Consider the following 357-nt stretch of genomic DNA (forward strand, 5'->3'; position numbering starts at 1 on the left):
GTGCAACGCAAAGAACGGGCGGCGGCGTCGGCCTCGGTGTCGACCCGGCCGGCCCCCAACGGGATGGTGTATCTGACCGCGGTGCTGCCGCTGTCCCAAGGCATCGGGGTGTACGCAGCGTTGCGACGCGAGGCGGATCTGTGTGGCGATGGCCGCCCCCGCGGACAGATCATGACCGACACCCTCTACGGCCGGGTCACCGCGCGCCCGGCCGAGGCGCCGGTGCCGATCGCGGTCAACCTCGTGATGGCCGACACCACCCTCTTCGGTGACGACGACAGCCCCGGCTGGATCGAGGGCTACGGCCCGGTGCCGGCCGCGGTCGTGCGTGACCTGGTGTCGGATGTCGTCACCGAC

At 71.4% G+C, this 357-nt stretch carries 1 pseudogene; it reads left to right on the top strand.

From position 1 onward, the window contains the following. Window positions 1-357 (top strand): annotated as a pseudogene (locus ACZYYX_RS29455) (HNH endonuclease); the annotation flags it as partial.

This window comes from Mycobacterium sp. IDUB_1, from assembly GCF_055419625.1.